Origin of the sequence: Rhizobacter sp. AJA081-3 (genome assembly GCF_017795745.1) — a bacterium.
Classification (GTDB): Bacteria; Pseudomonadota; Gammaproteobacteria; order Burkholderiales; family Burkholderiaceae_C; genus Piscinibacter.
Genome location: NZ_CP059067.1, coordinates 2399033 through 2417094, shown reverse-complemented (window position 1 = coordinate 2417094; position 18062 = coordinate 2399033). Strand labels below are relative to the sequence as shown.

The 18062-nt window shown below is 68.8% G+C and carries 15 protein-coding genes; 4 read left to right on the top strand and 11 right to left on the bottom strand.

Annotated features, from left to right (window positions below; all coding sequences use genetic code 11):
• Positions 1-110: 110 nt before the first annotated feature.
• Positions 111-2516 (top strand): penicillin acylase family protein, encoded by a 2406-nt coding sequence (locus HZ992_RS11510; RefSeq protein ID WP_209386766.1) that lies wholly within the window; start codon positions 111-113, stop codon positions 2514-2516.
• A gap of 21 nt (positions 2517-2537) precedes the next feature.
• On the opposite strand, the gene HZ992_RS11505 is transcribed toward HZ992_RS11510, so the two are convergent.
• The gene (locus HZ992_RS11505; RefSeq protein WP_209386765.1) at positions 2538-2849 is read right to left on the bottom strand and encodes a helix-hairpin-helix domain-containing protein; all 312 of its coding nucleotides are present in this window, start codon (positions 2847-2849) and stop codon (positions 2538-2540) included.
• A 1-nt stretch (position 2850) separates the two neighbouring features.
• Positions 2851-3540 (bottom strand): transcriptional repressor LexA, encoded by a 690-nt coding sequence (gene lexA / locus HZ992_RS11500; protein WP_209386764.1) that lies wholly within the window; start codon positions 3538-3540, stop codon positions 2851-2853.
• A 34-nt stretch (positions 3541-3574) separates the two neighbouring features.
• Between lexA and HZ992_RS11495 the strand changes: the two genes are divergently transcribed.
• On the top strand, positions 3575-4546 hold the full coding sequence (locus HZ992_RS11495) for an asparaginase (RefSeq protein ID WP_245213438.1): 972 nt from the start codon (positions 3575-3577) through the stop codon (positions 4544-4546).
• Between the two features lie 13 nt (positions 4547-4559).
• Here the strand turns inward: HZ992_RS11495 and HZ992_RS11490 are convergent, their stop codons facing one another.
• The 9 genes from HZ992_RS11490 to queF all read right to left on the bottom strand — a co-directional run bounded on the left by HZ992_RS11490 (position 4560) and on the right by queF (position 13272).
• On the bottom strand, positions 4560-4982 hold the full coding sequence (locus tag HZ992_RS11490) for an organic hydroperoxide resistance protein (protein ID WP_209386763.1): 423 nt from the start codon (positions 4980-4982) through the stop codon (positions 4560-4562).
• 19 nt (positions 4983-5001) lie between these two features.
• Positions 5002-5490 carry a MarR family winged helix-turn-helix transcriptional regulator gene (locus tag HZ992_RS11485; protein ID WP_209386762.1) on the bottom strand — a complete coding sequence of 163 codons (489 nt, stop codon included), beginning with the start codon at positions 5488-5490 and terminating at the stop codon, positions 5002-5004.
• Between the two features lie 83 nt (positions 5491-5573).
• Positions 5574-7523 (bottom strand): ABC-F family ATP-binding cassette domain-containing protein, encoded by a 1950-nt coding sequence (locus tag HZ992_RS11480; protein ID WP_209386761.1) that lies wholly within the window; start codon positions 7521-7523, stop codon positions 5574-5576.
• A 4-nt stretch (positions 7524-7527) separates the two neighbouring features.
• On the bottom strand, positions 7528-8424 hold the full coding sequence (gene prmB / locus HZ992_RS11475; protein WP_209386760.1) for a 50S ribosomal protein L3 N(5)-glutamine methyltransferase: 897 nt from the start codon (positions 8422-8424) through the stop codon (positions 7528-7530).
• Complete coding sequence (dapE, locus tag HZ992_RS11470) at positions 8421-9569, bottom strand: succinyl-diaminopimelate desuccinylase (protein ID WP_209386759.1); 1149 nt, start codon at positions 9567-9569, stop codon at positions 8421-8423. Before dapE ends, prmB begins: the two co-directional genes overlap by 4 nt.
• A 5-nt stretch (positions 9570-9574) precedes the next feature.
• On the bottom strand, positions 9575-10747 hold the full coding sequence (locus HZ992_RS11465; RefSeq protein ID WP_209386758.1) for a PilT/PilU family type 4a pilus ATPase: 1173 nt from the start codon (positions 10745-10747) through the stop codon (positions 9575-9577).
• Between the two features lie 58 nt (positions 10748-10805).
• Positions 10806-11627: a 2,3,4,5-tetrahydropyridine-2,6-dicarboxylate N-succinyltransferase gene (gene dapD, locus HZ992_RS11460; RefSeq protein WP_209386757.1), complete on the bottom strand. Its 822-nt coding sequence runs from the start codon at positions 11625-11627 to the stop codon at positions 10806-10808.
• 3 nt (positions 11628-11630) lie between these two features.
• Positions 11631-12821: a succinyldiaminopimelate transaminase gene (gene dapC / locus HZ992_RS11455; RefSeq protein WP_209386756.1), complete on the bottom strand. Its 1191-nt coding sequence runs from the start codon at positions 12819-12821 to the stop codon at positions 11631-11633.
• A 22-nt stretch (positions 12822-12843) separates the two neighbouring features.
• Positions 12844-13272: a preQ(1) synthase gene (queF, locus tag HZ992_RS11450; protein WP_209387141.1), complete on the bottom strand. Its 429-nt coding sequence runs from the start codon at positions 13270-13272 to the stop codon at positions 12844-12846.
• A gap of 196 nt (positions 13273-13468) precedes the next feature.
• Between queF and smc the strand changes: the two genes are divergently transcribed.
• A complete protein-coding gene (gene smc / locus HZ992_RS11445; RefSeq protein WP_209386755.1) occupies positions 13469-16984 on the top strand; it encodes a chromosome segregation protein SMC in 3516 nt (1171 codons plus the stop codon).
• Positions 16985-17000: 16 nt separating this feature from the next.
• Entirely contained in the window at positions 17001-18056 is a 1056-nt protein-coding gene (locus HZ992_RS11440) for a cell division protein FtsZ (RefSeq protein ID WP_209386754.1), read from the top strand.
• Positions 18057-18062: the final 6 nt, after the last annotated feature.

The window sequence follows — 18062 nt, the reverse complement described above, 5'->3', positions numbered from 1 at the left end:
TGAACCTGCACACGGCCTCGTGGCTCAACGAGAAGCAGGCAAGAGCGCCTCTATTTCACGCTCTGGCGTAAGCTGCGCGGCTGTTTCTTTGGACGCTGGGGAATAAAGCGATGCAATGGATGCGGCGTGGGTTGATGCTGGTGGTGCTGCTGGCGATCGCAGCGGTGGCCTTGTACCTGGTCTATCGCCAGCGGGTGCTGCCGCAGACGGACGGTACCGTGCAGCTCAGCGGCCCGACCGGCGAGGTGCGCATCGAGCGTGACGGCGTCGGCATCCCGACCGTCCGCGCCGGCAGTGCGGAAGATGCCGCGTTCGGTCTGGGCTTCGTGCATGCGCAGGACCGCCTGTGGCAACTCGAGACCCACCGCCGCATCGCCTCCGGTCGCCTCGCCGAGGCCTTCGGTGCGCCGGCCCTGGAGACCGATCGCTTCCTGCGCGCGCTGGGCGTCAAGCGCGCTGCCGCGGCCCAGTGGGCGCGCATCGAGCCGCAGGCTCGCAGCGTGCTCGTCGCCTACAGCCAGGGCGTCAACGCCTACGTGCAGCAGGCCATGCAGGCGCGTCCGCCCGAGTTCCTCATTCTCGGACTGCAGCCCGAACCCTGGACCCCGCAGGACAGTCTGGCCTGGGCCATCATGATGGCCTGGGACCTGGGCGGGAACTGGGGCACCGAACTGCAGCGCATGCGCCTGTCGCTGCGCCTGCCGGTCGAGCGCATCAACGAGCTGATCCCGCCGTACCCCGGCGACAAGCCGCTGGCGACGGCGGACTACGCCGCGATGTACCGCACGCTCAAGGTCGACGGCAAACTCGGCGCACAGGCGCTGCGTGCCGCGCCGGAGTCGGGCATCGAGGGCGTCGGCTCGAACAACTGGGTGCTGGCCGGTTCGCACACCAGCACCGGCAAGGCGCTGCTGGCCAACGACCCGCACCTCAAGCTGAGCGCCCCGGCGCTGTGGTACTTCGCGCGCATCGAAACGCCCGCGTTCAAGGTGGCGGGGGCCACCATGCCCGGCCAGGCGACGGTGGTGCTCGGCCAGAACGAGCACATCGCCTGGGGCTTCACCAACACCGGGCCGGACGTGCAGGACCTCTACCTGGAACGGATCCAGCCCGGCGACCCGACCCGATACCAGACCCCGCAGGGCTGGGAGAAGTTCGAGACCTTCGAGGAGGTGATCAAGGTCAAGGGCCAGCCCGACGTGCAGATGACGGTGCGCGCGACGCGCCACGGGCCGGTCATCTCCGACGCCGGCGTGGCCAGCGGCCTCACCGGGCCGGCGAGCAGCCCCGGTTACGTCCTGACGATGCGCTGGACGGCGCTGGACCCCGACCCCGGCACGCTGGAGGCGAGCCTGGACATGGTGCAGGCCCGCTCGGTGCCCGAATTCGTCAAGGCGACCTCACGCTACGTCGCGCCGATGCAGAACATGGTGGTTGCCGACCGCGAGGGCCGCATCGGCGTGGTCTCGGCCGGGCGCGTGCCGCTGCGCAAGCCCGACAACGAACTGAAAGGGCAGGTGCCGTCGCCTGGTTGGGAGGCGCGCTACGACTGGGCCGGATTCCTCGACCCGACGGTGACGCCACGCGAGCTCGACCCGCCGCGTGGCTGGATCGCCACGGCGAACCAGCGCATCCACCCGGTCGACTACCCGCACTACATCACCAACGAATGGGCAGCGCCCTATCGCATGCAGCGCATCGAGCAGATGCTGCAGGCCAAGCCGAAGCACTCGATCGACGATCTGCGCGACATGCATGCCGACGTGCTGTCGCTGGCCACGGTGCGGCTGCTGCCGGTGCTGCGCCTGGCCCGATCCGAGCATCCGCTGGCCGCCGTGGCGCAGCGCGAACTGGCCGAATTCGATGGCCGCATGGTCGGCGACAAGGCGGCGCCGCTGATCTTCTGGGCCTGGGCCCGGCAGCTGTCGCAGGGCGTGTTCGCCGACGAGATGGGTGCAGAGTCCTGGGCGGCCGGCGGTCGCGCCTATCGCGATGCGCTGGAAGCCGTGATGGAAGGCAATGGCGCCTGGTGGTGCGACGACAAGGCCACGCCGGCGGAGGAGACCTGCGCGCAGCAGAACGCGGCGGCGCTGAGCCGCGCGCTCGACGAACTGCAACAGCTGCAGGGGCCGGACCCGGCTGCCTGGCGCTGGGACCGCGCGCATCAGGCGCGCTCCGAGCACCGGCCGTTCAGCCGCGTGAAGGCACTGGCACCCTGGTTCGAGATGCGCGCGCCGATGGGCGGCGACACCTACACCGTCAACGTGTCGCGCGTGGGGCTGAAGCCCGACGCGACCACCGGCGAGTTCTACCTCGACGAACACGGCCCGTCGCTGCGGGCGCTGTACGACCTGGGCGACCCGGCGCAGTCGCGCTTCATGCATTCCACCGGGCAGTCGGGCATCCCGTTGTCGCCGCTGTACCGCAGCTTCGTGGAGCGCTGGGCGAAGGTGGACTACGTGCCGGTGTGGGGCGGGGCGGCCGAGCACACGCTGGTGCTGCAGCCGCGCAAGTGAACGCCGGGCGGCACGCGCCGCTCAGACCTGGCCGAACAGCGCCTTGCGCTGCGGCGTGTACTTCCACCAGGGCGCGGCGGGTGCACCACGCATGAAGTCGGTGGCGGCCATGAAGGTGTCGAGCACGCAAGGGTCCTGCCGCTGGCCGGTGGCGGCGCACAGCTTCTGGTAGAGCACGAACGGGTCCTTGCCGCGCAACTCGGCCGGCGTTCGGATGCCGATCAGGCGCAGATCGGCCGCCAGGGCCGGGCCGATGTTGGGCAGTTGCTCGAGCGTCTCGCACTCGGCAGCGCTCGCCGCCTTGGGTGCCTTGATGGTCTGCGCAGCGCCCATCTCACATCATCATGTTGTTGCGGATCAGGCCGACCGCCAGGCCCTCGAGCTCGAAATCACCTTCCGCCGAGCTTCTGTCGGCGGAGACCACGATGGTCTGGAAGTCGGGGTTCTCGGGGATCAGTTCGATGCCGTTGCGGGTGCGCTTGAAGCGTTTGACGGTGACCTCGTCGCCCAGCCGCGCCACCACGATCTGGCCGTTCTTGGCATCGCTCGCCTTCTGCACGGCGAGCAGGTCGCCGTCCATGATGCCGGCGTCGCGCATGCTCATGCCGCGCACCTTCAGCAGGTAGTCGGGCCGGCGCGGGAACATGCTGGCCTCGAGCAGGTAGGTCTGGTCGATGTGCTCCTGCGCGAGGATCGGGCTGCCGGCTGCCACGCGGCCCACCAGCGGCAGGGAGAGCTGCGACAGGCTGGGCAGCGGCAGGCTGAACTGCTTGCCGCGCGACTCGTTGAGCGCACGCAATGTGTCAGACTTCAAGCGGATGCCGCGCGAGGTGCCGCCCACCAGTTCGATGACGCCCTTGCGCGCCAGCGCCTGCAAGTGCTCCTCGGCTGCATTGGCCGACTTGAAACCGAGCTCGGCGGCGATCTCGGCGCGCGTGGGCGGGGCGCCGGTGCGCTCGATGGCGCTTTGCACCAGGTCGAGGATCTGCTGCTGCCGGTCGGTGAGTTTGGGCTTTTCCTGCACGGGGTCTCCTGGGCGGGAATGACGACGTCGCTGGATGAATGTCCAGTGGCTGTATTTTCATCCAGTTCGCACAAAAATGCAAAACGACGCACGCAAGGTGGCCGTGCTGGCCACCGGGGGCACGATCGCCGGCACCGCCGCGCGGGCCGGCGACAACATCGGCTACACCGCCGCGCAACTCGGCGTGCAGGCGCTCGTCGAAGCCGTGCCGGCGCTGCGCGAGGTGGCGCTGATCACCGAACAGGTCGCGCAGCTCGACAGCAAAGACATGGAGTTTTCGATCTGGGCCGCGCTGGCTGCCCGGGTGGCGCATCACCTCGCTGACGACGGCGTCGCGGGCATCGTGATCACCCATGGCACCGACACGCTCGAGGAGACGGCCTACCTGCTGCAGCGTCTGCTCGCGCCGGCCAAGCCGGTGGTGCTGGCGGCAGCGATGCGGCCGGCCACCGCCTTGCTGCGCGACGGCCCGCAGAACCTGCTCGATGCAGTGACGCTGGCGCGCGAACCGGGCGCGCGCGGGGTGATGGCCGTGCTGGCCGGCACGGTGCATTCCGCCTGGGACGTGCGCAAGGTGCACAGCTACCGCGTCGATGCCTTCGGCTCGGGCGAGGCCGGTCCGGTGGCGCGGTTCGAGGAGGGCTGGGTGCGTCGACTTCGCGGCTGGCCGGCGGGCGAGGCGATCGGGCTGGCAGTGCTGGATCAGCCCTGGCCCTGGGTCGAGATCGTCACCAGTCACGCCGCAGCGCGCGGCGAGGTCGTGCGGGCGATGGTGGCCGCCGGAGTGAAGGGGATCGTGCTGGCCGGTACCGGCAACGGGAGCGTGCATCACGCGCTCGAGGCGGCCCTGATCGAGGCGCAGCACGCCGGCGTGGCGGTGCTGCGCAGCACGCGATGCCTCGATGGCCCGGTGCAGATGAAGCGCGGCGACGAGTTGCCGTCGGCCGGCACGCTGACGCCGGTGCAGGCGCGCATCGAACTGATGCTCCAGCTGATGCGCGCCTGAGTCGCAGGGGCGTTCAGACCACCGTGAGCGTCACGTCGATGTTGCCGCGGGTGGCGTTCGAGTACGGGCACACCTTGTGCGCCGCATCGACCAGCGCCTGCGTGTCGGCCTTCGGCCAGCCCGGCACGCTGATCTGCATCGCGACCTGGATGCCGAAACCGGCCGGGATCGGGCCGATGCCGACCTCTGCAGTGATGGTCGCGTCCGCCGGGACCACCTTCTTCTGCGTGCCGGCGACGAACTTCATCGCGCCCATGAAGCAGGCCGAGTAGCCGGCGGCGAACATCTGCTCGGGGTTCGTGCCGTTGCCGTTGCCGCCCATTTCCTTCGGCGGCGCCAGCGTGACGCTGAGCTTGCCATCGTCGGACTTGGAGGTGCCTTCGCGGCCGCCGGTGGTGGTGGCGCGGGCGGTGTAGATGACTTTGTCGAGGGCCATGGTGCTTCCTTCAGTGCGTTCAGTGGGTGGGGGACACAGGGTGGGCATCGAGCAGCTGCGTGCGCAGCTGCTGAAGTTGGCGGGTCAGCGCGACGAGTTCGTCGGCGCTGCAGCCGGTGGCGGCGGCCAGCGCGCGCGGCACGGCCTGGGCCTGGCGCTTGAGCGCACGGCCTGCGGCGGTGAGGCTGACGATCACGCGGCGCTCGTCATCGCTGGCACGCTGGCGCTGCAGCCAACCGGCGGCCTCCATGCGCTTGAGCAGCGGTGTCAGCGTGCCGGAGTCGAGAAAGAGGCGTTCGCCGAGCTCGTTCACAGCCAGGCCGTCGCGCTCCCACAGCACCAGGAGCGCCAGGTACTGCGGGTAGGTCAGGCCGAGCGGTTCGAGCAGCGGCTTGTACAGCTTCGTCATCGCCAGCGAAGCGGAGTACAGCGCGAAACAGAGCTGGTTGTCGAGCTGCAGCCAGTCGGTCGGGCGGGCGGTATCGGCGGGAGTGGTTGCGCGAGCCATGGATAGACTGTATTGGAAAGTTGGCAATTGAATTGTGTGCAATCTAATGACCCTGCCCGATGCAGGGAAAGGCGGCGGGCTGTTCAGCCCGCCGCCGTCATCTCGTCGATGCGGGTGCTCAGCTCGAGCCAGCGCGCTTCGAGCCGGTCGATCTCGTCGTTGACCGCCTTCAGCCGCTTGCCGGCCTCGGCCAGCTTCTCCGGCGTCGCTGCGGCGTCGGCCATGGAGGCCTCGAGCTTGTCGCGTTCACCGAACAGCACGTGCATGCGATGGTCGGTCAGCGTCAGCTCCTTCTTCAGCGGCTTGGCCTCGTCGGCGCGGGCCTGCCTTGCGGCGGCGGCGGCCTTGCGGTCTTCCTTGCGCTTGGGTGTCGCGTCCTCGCGCAGCTTGCGCGACTGCGCCGACGCAGCCTTGGAGGCCTCGCGAGACTGCTCCAGCAGCCACTTCTGGTAGTCGTCGAGATCGCCGTCGAAGGGCTTGAGCGCGCCTCCGGCGACCAGCCAGAACTCGTCGCAGACCTCGCGCAGCAGCGCACGGTCGTGGCTGACCAGCATCACGGTGCCCTCGAATTCGTTGAGCGCCATCGACAGCGCTTCGCGGGTGGTCAGGTCGAGGTGGTTGGTCGGCTCGTCCATCAGCAGCAGGTTGGGGCGCTGCCACACCAGCATGGCCAGCACCAGGCGCGCCTTCTCGCCGCCGGACAGCGTGCCCACCGGCTGCGTGACCATCTCGCCGACGAATCGGAAGGAGCCGAGGAAGTCGCGCAGCTCCTGCTCGCGCGCGGACGGGCCAATGTCGCGCGCCAGCCGCACCATGTGCATCAGCGGGCCGTCGGCGGGCGAGAGCACGTCGAGCTCCTGCTGCGCGAAGTAGCCGATCACCAGGCCCTTGCCCTCGGTCATCGTGCCGGCGAGCGCCGCCAGTTCGTGCGAGATCGTCTTCACAAAGGTCGACTTGCCCTGGCCGTTGGCGCCGAGGATGCCGATGCGCTGGCCGGCGAGCACCGAGCGGTCGATGCCGGAGACGATGCGCGTCTCCTTGCCGTCTTCCGAGCGGTAACCGCAGGCCAGGTCGCTGAACGCCAGCATCGGATTCGGCAGCGAGAGCGGCTCGCGGAACTCGAACTGGAAATCGCTCGCCGTGAGCACCGGCGCGAGCTTCTCCATGCGCGCCAGCGCCTTGACGCGGCTTTGCGCCTGCTTGGCCTTGCTGGCCTTGGCCTTGAAGCGGTCGATGAACTTCTGCAGGTGCGCCATGCGCTCCTGCTGCTTGGCGTAGCTCGCCTGCTGCAGCGCCATGCGCTCGGCGCGCATCTCCTCGAAGGTGGTGTAGTTGCCGCCGTAGCGCGTCAGCTTGTTCTCGTCGAGGTGCAGCGTGACGCGGGTGATCGCGTCGAGGAACTCGCGGTCATGGCTGATGACGATCAGCATGCCGGTGTAGCGCTGCAGCCAGGCTTCGAGCCAGACGAGCGCGTCGAGGTCCAGGTGGTTCGTCGGCTCGTCGAGCAGCATCAGCTCGGCCGGGCACATCAGCGCGCGGGCGAGCTGCAACCGCATGCGCCAGCCGCCGGAGAAGCTGTTCACCGGCGCATCGAGCTGCTCGCTGCGGAAGCCCAGGCCCATCAGCATCGATTGCGCGCGGGCGCGGGCGTCGAAGCCGCCGGCGTCCTGGATGGCGTGGTGCGCCTCGGCGATCTCGTGGCCGTCGTCGGCTGCCTCGGCGGCGGCCAGGCGCTGCTGCGCCAGCATCAGCGGCGTGTCGCCCTGCAGCACGAAGTCGGTGGCGCCTTCCTCGGTCTCGGGCATGTCCTGCGCGACTTCGGCCATGCCACCGGGCTGTTGCCAGCGTGGCGGCATTTGCACGTCGCCGCCGTCGGAATGCAGCTTGCCGGTGAGCAGCGCAAACAGCGAGGACTTGCCGGCGCCGTTGCGCCCGACCAGGCCGATCTTCTCGCCGGGTTGCAGCGTGACGCTGGTGTGGTCCAGCACCAGCTTGACGCCGCGTCGCAGCGAGATGTCGTTCAGTACCAGCATGGAATCAGGTCTCGGTAGTTCGGGCGAGCTTGACGAGCGCCTCGCGCGTCATCAGCAGCACCTCGTCGTCGCCGGCGCTGGTGGGCAGCCAGGCGACCTCGGCGCGCGGGAAGGCGCGCTCGAAGTTCCAGCGTTCATTGCCGATCTCGAGCACGAGCACGCCGTCGGCGTTCAGATGGGCCGGCGCGTCGCGCAGGATGCGCCGCACCAGGTCCATTCCGTCGTCGCCGCCCGCCAGCGCCAACGTCGGCTCGGCGCGGTACTCGGCCGGCAGTTTCGCCATGCTCTCGCTGTTGACGTAGGGCGGGTTGCACAGGATCAGGGCATAGGGGCCGCGCACGGCGTTCAGCAGGTCCGACTGCATCAGCCGGATGCGCGCGCCGAGCTTGTGCCTGTCGACGTTGATACGTGCCACGTCGAGCGCGTCCTGCGAGAGGTCGGCGGCGTCCACCTGCACCTCGGGGAAGGCCATCGCGGCGATCACCGCGAGGCTGCCATTGCCGGTGCACAGGTCGAGCACCTGGTGCGTGTGGTCGGTCAGCCAGGCGTCCAGGATGCCTTCGCCTTCGGCATCCGCGAGCAATTCGGCGATGAAGGAGCGCGGCACGATCGTCCGCTCGTCGACGTAGAAGGGCACGTTCTGCAGCCAGGCTTCCTTCGTCAGGTAGGCAGCGGGCTGGCGCGTCTCGATGCGCCGGGTGACCAGCGCTTCGGCCTTCGCCTGGTCCTCGGCGGGCAGCTCGCGCTGGGCACGTTCTTCGAGCGCGTCGAGCGGCAGGCCGAGCGAGAACAGCACCAGCCAGGCGGCCTCGTCGAAGGCGTTGGTGGTGCCATGGCCAAACGAAACGCCCGCCTGTTTGAGGCGGGCGCTTTGCGCGGTGATGAGGTCGATGAGCTTCATGCAAGCAGAGTCTGGAGGGTTCGTCGGTAGATGTTCTTCAGTGGCTCGAGGCTGGCCACTTCGACCCACTCGTCGATCTTGTGGATGCTCGCGTTCAGCGGCCCGAACTCGATCACCTGCGGGCAGATCTTCGCGATGAAGCGTCCGTCGGAGGTGCCTCCGGTGGTCGACAGCTCGGTGTCGATGCCCGTCTCTTCGCGAATCGCGCCGACCAGCGCTTCGCTGAGTGAGCCCACCGGCGTCAGGAAGGGCTCGCCGCCGAGCACCCAGTCGATCGTGTAGTCCAGGCCATGGCGATCGAGCAGCGCGTGCACGCGCTGCTTCAGCTGCTCGGGCGTGGACTCGGTCGAGAAGCGGAAGTTGAAGTCCACCACCATCTCGCCGGGAATCACATTGCTCGCGCCGGTGCCGGCATGCACGTTCGACATCTGCCAGCTGGTCGGCGGGAAGTAGCGGTTGCCGCGATCCCATTCGATGGCCACCAGCTCGGCCAGGGCCGGCGCAGCGGCGTGGATGGGATTCTTCGCCAGATGCGGGTAGGCGATGTGGCCCTGCACGCCCTTGACCTTGAGCTTGCCCGACAGCGAGCCGCGGCGGCCGTTCTTGACCATGTCGCCCAGGCGCTCCACCGAGGTCGGCTCGCCGACGATGCAGGCATCGAGCTTGATGCGTTGCGCCTGCAGCCATTCGCAGACCTTCACCGTGCCGTCGTTGGCCGGGCCTTCTTCATCGCTGGTGAGCAGGAAGGCGACCGAGCCGCGATGCGCAGGGTGCGCGGCGACGAACTCTTCGGTGGCCACGACCATCGCCGCCAGCGAGCTTTTCATGTCGGCGGCGCCGCGGCCGTACAGCCTGCCGCCTCGGTGCGTGGGCACGAAGGGATCGCTCGCCCACTGCTCCAGCGGTCCGGTGGGCACCACGTCGGTGTGGCCGGCGAAGGCGAGCATCGGCGCCTGCGCATCGGCACCGCGGCGCACAGCCCACAGGTTGGTGACACGGAAGTCGTCCGGGCCCGAGACGATCGTCTGGAAGCCGAAGCCCAGCGGCACCAGTCGCTCGCGGATGAACTGCTGGCAGCCGCCGTCGTCCGGCGTCACGGAGCGGCAGGCAATCAGCTGTTCGGCGAGATGCAGCGTCCGGCTCATCGATTTCAGTTCGGGCGCAACATGCCCGACATCGTGCTCGACTCGTCGCGCACGTCGAGCTGGATCTCGGTGAAGGTCGGCTGGTCGTCGTTCTCTTCCTTCTTCGGCTGGATGCGCGACACCGGCGACATGTCGTTCTGCAGGCGCCACATCAGGTTCGTCGGCGAATCGGCGTAGGCCAGGCCCTCGTCGCGGGTGATCATGTCGGTGGTGATCAGGCGCGCCAGGTCCTGCTCGAAGGTCTGCGAGCCTTCGGCAAGCGACTTCTCCATCGCTTCCTTGACGCCGCTGAAATCGCCCTGTTCGATGAGTTCGGAAACCAGCTTGGTGTTGAGCATCACCTCCACCGCCGGCACGCGGCCGCCGGCGACGGCGCGCACCAGGCGCTGCGAAATCACCGCCTTCAGGCCGGCGGCGAGGTCGGCCAGCAGGGCGGGGCGGGATTCCGGCGAATAGAACGACAGGATCCGGCCGAGCGCGTGGTAGCTGTTGTTGGCGTGCAGCGTCGACAGCACCAGGTGGCCCGACAGCGCGTAGGAGATCGCCGAGGTCATGGTCTCGCGGTCGCGGATCTCGCCGATCATGATGCAGTCGGGTGCCTGTCGCAGCGCGTTCTTCAGGCCGACCTGCAGCGATTGCGTGTCGCGGCCCACCTCGCGCTGGTTGACCACCGACTTCTTGTTGGTGAACAGGAACTCGATCGGGTCCTCGATGGTGAGGATGTGCCCGGCCAGCTGCTGGTTGCGCTGCTCCAGCATCGAGGCCAGCGTGGTGCTCTTGCCGGTGCCGGTGGCGCCCACCATCAGGATCAGGCCGCGCTTCTCGAGGATCAGGTTGTTGAGGATGGTCGGGACGTTCAGGCTCTCCAGCGACGGGATCACCACCGGGATGCAGCGGAACACCGCCGCGATCGAGCCGCGCTGGCGGAACGCCGAGAGCCGGAAGCTGCCGACTCCGGCGATGCCCACGCTCATGTTCAGCTCGCCGCTGTCTTCGAGCTCCTCGAGCTGCGTCGGCGTCAGCAGCTCGGCGAGCAATTGACGCGGCTGCGCATGCGTCAGCGGCTGGTCCGACAGCTGCAGCAGCTGGCCGTTGATCTTGATGAGGATCGGCGAGTTGGCCGACAGGTACACGTCGGACGCGTTCTTCTCGGCCATCAGCCGCAGCACGCGTTCCATGTTTCCGCCAGCAGAGCTCATGCGAATCCCCCTCGAGTTGGTTTGTCGTGGCCGTCGATCAGGCGCGCAGCAGGTCGTTGATGCTGGTCTTGGAGCGCGTCTGCGCGTCGACCCGCTTGACGATCACGGCGCAGTTCAGGCTGTACTTGCCGTCGGCGCTGGGCAGGCTGCCGCTGACCACCACCGAGCCCGACGGCACGCGGCCGTACGTGACCTCGCCGGTGGCGCGGTCGTAGATCTTGGTGCTCTGGCCGATGAACACGCCCATCGAGATCACCGAGTTCTCCTCGACGATCACGCCTTCCACCACCTCGGACCGCGCGCCGATGAAGCAGTTGTCCTCGATGATGGTCGGGCTGGCCTGCAGCGGCTCGAGCACGCCGCCGATGCCGACGCCGCCCGACAGATGCACGTTCTTGCCGATCTGCGCGCAGGAGCCGACCGTGGCCCAGGTGTCCACCATCGTGCCTTCGTCGACATAGGCGCCGATGTTCACGAAGCTGGGCATCAGGATGACGTTCTTCGCCAGGAAGGAGCCGCGGCGCGCCACGGCCGGCGGCACGACGCGGATGCCGGTCTCGCGCATCGCGTCGTCGCTCACATGGGTGAACTTGGTATCGACCTTGTCGAAGAAGCTCAGGTCGCCGGCGCGCATCACGTGGTTGTCATTGAGTCGGAAGCTCAGCAGCACCGCTTTCTTCACCCACTGGTTGACGTTCCACTGGCCCACGCCCTGGCGCTCGGCGACGCGCAGCCGGCCGGCGTTGAGATCGGCGATCACCTGCTCGACCGCTTCTCGCACTTGCGGGCTGTTGGCGGCGGTCAGGCTGGCGCGGCCTTCCCAGGCGAGGTCGATGATGTTCTGCAGGTCTTGGCTCATGGGTCAGCGGGATTGGATGAAGGAAACGATGCGCTGGGCGGCTTCGACACATTCGTCGACACCGGCGACCAGCGCCAGGCGCACGCGGCCGGCGCCTGGATTGATGCCGCCGGACTCGCGTGCCAGCAGGCTGCCGGGCAGCACCGCCACATTGTATTGAGCCAGCAGGTCCAGCGCGAAGGCTACGTCGTCGCCGCCGGCCACGCCGGCCCAGAGGTAGAAACCGGCGTCGGGCAGCGCGACATCCATCACGCTGGACAGCAGCGGCGTGACCTGGGCGAACTTGGCGCGGTAGAGGTTGCGGTTGTCGACCACGTGTACCTCGTCGTTCCAGGCGGCGATGCTGGCCGACTGCACCACCGGGCTCATGGCACTGCCGTGGTAGGTACGGTAGAGCAGGAACTGCTTGAGGATCACCGCGTCGCCCGCCACGAAGCCCGAGCGCATGCCCGGCACGTTGGAGCGCTTCGAGAGGCTCGTCAGCGCGACCAGGTTGCGGAAGTCCTTGCGGCCGAGCTGCTGCGCCGCTTCGAGCGAACCCAGCGGCGGCTCGTCGCGGAAGTAGATCTCGGAGTAGCACTCGTCGGAGGTGATCACGAAGCCGTGGCGGTCGCTCAGCTCGAACAGCATCTTCCATTCCGCCAGCGGCATCACCGCGCCGGTCGGATTGCCCGGCGAGCACACGTAGAGCAATTGCGTGCGCGCCCACACAGCCGCTGGCACGCTGGCCCAGTCGGCGGCGAAGTTGCGCGCCGGGTCGCTGTTGACGAAGGCGGTCTGCGCCCCGGCGAGCAGGGCTGCGCCTTCGTAGATCTGATAGAACGGATTCGGGCAGACCACCGTGGCGCCGGGCTTCGTCGGGTCGATCACTGTCTGCGCCAGCGCGAACAGGGCCTCGCGCGATCCGTTGACGGGCAGCACCTGCGAGGCGGCGTCGAGCGTGACGCCGTAGCGGCGCTGTACCCAGGCGGCGCAGGCCTCGCGCAGCGCCGGCTCGCCGGCGGTGGCGGGGTAGCTGGCCAGGCCTTGCAGGTTCTCGCTCAGCGCGCGCTTGATGAGTTCCGGCGTCGCATGCTTGGGCTCGCCGATGCCCAGGCCAATCGGCTTGAAGGCCGGGTTGGGTGTGATCTCGCGCGTCAGCGCCCTCAGGCGCTCGAACGGGTAGGGGTGCAGGCGCGCCAGCAGCGGATTCATCGGCGGATTATCCGTTGCACGCTCAGAGCATCCCCGTCTGCGCAGCGTGTGCCGGCAACTCGACGAGGGGCTGCGGCTTCCAGCCCTTCTTGCGGTGCTCGGCCACCACGTTGGTGTAGATGCCGCCGCGCACGTACCACTTGGCAGTGATGCGGATGAAGCGCGGCTGCGTGGCCTTCACGATGTCGTCGAGGATGGCGTTGGTCACCTTCTCGTGGAAAGCGCCTTCGTTCCGGTAGCTCCAGAAGTACATCTTCAGGCTCTTCAGCTCGACGCAGAGTTCGTCGGCGATCATGTCGATCGTGAAGTGCGCGAAGTCGGGCTGGCCCGTCAGCGGGCAGTGGCAGGTGAATTCCGGCACCTGGAACTGGATGACGTAGTCACGCCCGGGCGCCGGGTTGGGGAACACATGCAGTTCCTTGCTCGGCGCGGTGGGCGGGTTGGGCGGCATCGGGCGCTGCTTGGGCGCGCTCGGGCTGGCAGCTTTCTTGGCCATGGCGGTCACGTCTGGAGAGGGTTTCGGCGGGGGCGCGATGGTATCATCCCGGCCCGAAGAGAGCCCGCGTCATCGCGGGTTTTCTCATATGAATCAAGGACTTGGCAAAGGCCCGCGGGCCCTCGAGCCAGGCCACCGGCACCGCTCTCCCATGCGCCTGAACTCCATCAAGCTCTCCGGCTTCAAGTCGTTTGCCGAGCCCACCAACTTCCAGTTGCCCGGGCAACTGGTCGGTGTGGTCGGCCCCAACGGCTGCGGAAAGTCCAACATCATGGACGCCGTGCGCTGGGTGCTGGGCGAGAGCAAGGCCAGCGAACTGCGCGGTGAGTCCATGCAGGACGTCATCTTCAACGGCTCGGGCAACCGCAAGCCGGCCAGCCGCGCCAGCGTCGAGCTGGTGTTCGACAACGCCGACGCGCGCGCCGGCGGCCAGTGGAACCAGTTCACCGAGATCGCCGTCAAGCGCGTGCTGACACGCGACGGCACCAGCAGCTACTACATCAACAACCAGCCGGTGCGCCGCCGCGACGTGCAGGACGTGTTCCTCGGCACCGGCCTCGGCCCGCGCGCCTACGCCATCATCGGCCAGGGCACGATCAGCCGCATCATCGAATCCAAGCCCGAGGAGCTGCGCCTCTTCCTCGAAGAGGCCGCCGGTGTCTCCAAGTACAAGGAGCGCCGCCGCGAGACCGAGAACCGGCTGAAGGACACGCGCGAGAACCTGGTGCGGGTGGAAGACATCCTGCGCGAGCTCAACGCCAACCTCGAGAAGCTCGAGAAGCAGGCCGAGGTGGCCCAGCAGTACCGTGGCCTGCAGCAAAGCGGCGAGCTCAAGCTGCACCAGCTGTGGTTCCTCAAGCACCGCGACGCGGCCAGCGAGGAAGAGCGCGTCAAGAAGGCCGTGCTCGAGGCCACCAACGCGCTCGAGGCGCGCACGGCCGAGCTGCGCCACGGCGAGGCCGAGCTGGAGACGATCCGCCAGGCGCACTACGCCGCCAGCGACGAGCTGCACGGCGCGCAGGGGCTGCTGGCCGAGGCTGCGCTCGAGGTGAGCCGGCTGGAGGAGCGCATTCGCTACGTGGTCGAGGGCCGTGCGCGCGTCGAGCAGCGCCTGGTCGAGCTGAAGGTGCAGAGCGAGCAGTGGGCCGAGCGCCGCCAGCAGGCCGACGACGAGCTCGGCCAGATCGCCGAACAGATCGCCGCCGCCGAGGAGGAGGGCGAGGTGCTGGCCGCTCAGGCCGAAGAGCAGTCCGGCAACCTGCCCTCGCTCGAAGACGCCGTGCGCGCCGCGCAGGGCAAGAGCAACGAGCAGCGCAACGTGGTGGCGCAGGTGCAGCAGCAGATCCAGCTGCTCGCCGCCGAGAGCCGCAACGTCGACGAGCAGCGCCGCCAGTTCAATGCGCGCCGCGACCGCCTGGCGGCCGAGAAGCAGCAGCTCGCCTCGCCCGACATGCAGCGCCTGGGCGAGCTCAAGCTGCAGTTCGCCGCCGCCGAAGAAGCGCAGGGCGTGGCCGATGCGCGTCTGCACGAGCTGGGCGAGCAGGTGCCCGCGCTCGACGAGGAGCGCCGCGCGAAGCAGGAGCAGGTCAATGCCGAGAGCGGCAAGCACGCCGACCTGAGCGCCCGCCTGGACGCGCTGCGTGCGCTGCAGGAGAAGGTGCAGACCGAGGGCAAGCTCAAGCCCTGGCTGGCGCGGCACGGCCTGGACGGCCTGCAGGGCCTGTGGACCAAGGTGCACATCGAGGCCGGCTGGGAAACCGCGCTCGAATCGGCGCTGCGCGAGCGACTCAACGCGCTGGAAGTCGGCCGCATCGAGACCGTGCGCGCCTTCGCCGACGACGCGCCGCCGGCCAAGCTGGCCTTCTACACGCCGCCGCAGGCCGCCATCGCCAACACGCACCAGACGCTGCCGCGCCTGAGCGACCTGCTGCGCCTGGGCGACGCCGGCCTGAAGGCGCTGCTCAACGACTGGCTGGAAGGCGTCTACACCGCCGCCAGCATCGACGAGGCGCTGGCCGCGCGGGGCAAGCTGACGCACGGCGAGATCATCATGACCCGCGAGGGACATCAGGTCAGCCAGTTCGCCGTGGCCTTCTACGCGCCCGACTCCGAGCAGGCCGGCATGCTGGCCCGCGCGCAGGAGATCGAGAACCTGGAGCGCCAGCTGCGCGCGCAGACGCTGATCGCCGACGAATCGCGCGGCGCGCTGGTGCGCGCCGAGGCGGCCTACACCGAGGCCTCTCAGCGCCTGCTGGCGGTGCGCCGTGACGCCACCGAGGCGCAGACGCGCGCCCACCAATTGCAGGTCGAACTGCTGCGCCTGAGCCAGCTGGCCGAGCAGACGAGCAGCCGCCGCGCCCAGCTCGACGAGGAACTCGCCGAGCTCGACGGCCAGCTCGAAGAACTCGACGAGCGCCGCACGACCGGCGAGGCGAAGTTCGAGGAGCTGGACATGCAGCTCGCCACCACGCAAGAGCGCCACGCCGAACTCGACGAGGGCGTGATCGGCGCCGAGCGCAAGCTGGCCGAGGCGCGCGAGCAGCTGCGCGCGCTGGAGCGGCAGTCGCAGGAGGCGCAGTTCCACGCGCGTTCGCTGGCGGCGCGGCGCGGCGAACTGCAGCGCAGCATCGAGACGGCAGTGCAGCAGGTGGCCACCAACGAGGCCTCGGCCCAGCAGCTGAACGACGAGCTGGAGCGGCTCACCGATGCCGCTGCGCAGGCCGGCCTGCAGACCGCACTGGCGCTCAAGCTGGAGCGCGAAGCGGCGCTGGGCGCCAAGCGCAGCGAGTACGACGACCTGACGCTGCGCATGCGCCGCTCCGAAGAGCAGCGCCTCACGCACGAGCAAAGCCTGCAGCCGCTGCGCGATCGCATCACCAAGTTGCAGCTCGAGGAGCAGGCCGCGCAGCTCGGCGGCGCGCAGTACCTCGAGCAGCTGGTCGCCGCCAGCGTCGATTTCGAGGCGCTGTCGGCCGGCATCGAGGCGGGCGGAGTCAAGCTCTACGGCCTGCAGGGCGAGATCGACCGCATCAACCGCGAGATCACTGCGCTGGGGGCGGTGAACCTCGCCGCGCTCGACGAGTTGACCGCAGCGCGCGAGCGCAAGACCTTCCTCGATGCGCAGAACGCCGACCTGTCTGAGGCGATCAACACGCTCGAAGACGCCATCCACAAGATCGACCTGGAAACGCGCGACCTGCTGGGCAACACCTTCAACCAGGTCAACGAGCACTTCGGCCGCATGTTCCCGACGCTGTTCGGTGGCGGTCAGGCCAGGCTGGTGATGACCGGCGACGAGATCCTCGACGCCGGCGTTCAGGTGATGGCGCAGCCGCCGGGCAAGAAGAACAGCACCATCCATCTGCTCTCGGGCGGCGAGAAGGCGCTCACCGCCATCGCGCTGGTGTTCGCGATCTTCCAGCTCAACCCGGCACCGTTCTGCCTGCTCGACGAGGTCGATGCGCCGCTGGACGACGCCAACACCGATCGCTACGCCAAGCTGGTCAAGGAGATGGCGCAGGGCACGCAGTTCCTGTTCATCAGCCACAACAAGATCGCCATGGAGATGGCCGAGCAGCTGATCGGCGTGACCATGCAGGAGCAGGGCGTCTCGCGCATCGTCGCGGTGGACATGGAAGCCGCGGTCACCCTGGCCGAGGCGGCCTGAGCCAGGCCCGATGAGCATGAGCCTGACCGTCGCGCTCGCACTCTTCGGCGCGGTGGTGCTGGTGGCGATGGCCGCGCACACCGTGTGGCAGTCGCGCCGCGCGCAGCCGCGCCGCGTGGCGCAGGCCAGGCCGGGCGAGGCGCGCGATCCGGGCCTGGCCGAAGGCGCCGTCGAGCCCAGCTTCGACGCGGCGCCGAGCGCCGAACTGGCCGCAGCCGACCCAGCGGAAGTGCGTGCACCGCGCCGCATGGTGCCGCGCATCGATTCGCTGATCGATGCGATCGCGATGCTGGCCATCGAGGTGCAGGTCAGCGGCGAGATGGCGATTTCGCACCTGCCGTCCACGCGACGGGCCGGCAACAAGCCCTTCTTCATCGAGGGCCTGAACGTCTTCACCCGCGAATGGGAGCCGCCCGCGGCCGGCCAGCGCTACAGCGAGTTCCAGGCCGGCGTCCAGCTGGCCAACCGCGGCGGTGCCCTCAACGAGATCGAGTACTCGGAGTTCGTGCAGAAGGTGCAGGCCTTCGCCGACGCGATCGGCGCCATGCCTGACTTTCCCGACATGCTGGAAGTGGTGGCGCGCGCGCGCGAGCTCGACGCCTTCGCCGGCGACCACGATGCGCAACTCGCCGTGCACCTGAGTTCGCGTTCGGTGGCCTGGAGCGTGGGCTACATCCAGCAGCATGCTGGCCGCCATGGCTTCGTGCCGGGCATGGTGCCGGGGCGGCTGGTGCTGCCCGGCACCGAGGAAGGCGCGCCGCCGGTGCTGACGCTCTCCTTCGACTCCCAGGCGGCGCTGGCCGACGATCCCAACCAGGCTGCGCTGCGCGACGTGACGCTGAGCTTCGACGTGCCGCAGACCGACCCGGCCAGCGAGCCCTTCGTCGCCTGGCAGGCCAGCGCGCAGGCGCTGTCGCTGGGCATGGACGCCGCCATCGTCGACGACAACGGCCACCCGCTGGGCGCCGAGAGTTTTGCGGTGATCGGCAGCGAGTTGACTCGCCTGTATGACGAACTGGCCGCGCGCGACCTCGCTGCCGGCTCCGCGGCGGCACGGCGGCTGTTCAGCTGAACCGGC